1 protein-coding gene is annotated in these 231 nt (G+C 51.9%); it reads left to right on the forward strand.

What is annotated here, in order from left to right:
- The coding region (locus FHD02_RS24955) for a HAMP domain-containing protein (RefSeq protein WP_375336888.1) at nt 1–231 on the forward strand (231 nt) is incomplete at both ends.

Genomic DNA, 231 nt, shown 5'->3' on the forward strand with positions numbered 1-231 from the left:
GTGACCCTGCTGAACAAAAACATTGAGGCGTTGTCCGGCGGTGGTGCTGACCTGACGCAGCGGCTTGCTGAAAGCAAAAGCCATGAGTTCAACAGCATTATTACGAACTTTAATAAGTTCATCGCTTTTCTCCAGGATCTTATGCAACAGGTTGGCCAGAGTTCCGCGGCGATTGCATCCGCTTCCCGCCAGATTGCAGGAGGCAACCTGGATCTCTCCTCACGTACGGAA

Origin of the sequence: Citrobacter sp. EC_71 (genome assembly GCF_019584005.1) — a bacterium.
Classification (GTDB): Bacteria; Pseudomonadota; Gammaproteobacteria; order Enterobacterales; family Enterobacteriaceae; genus Citrobacter; species Citrobacter werkmanii.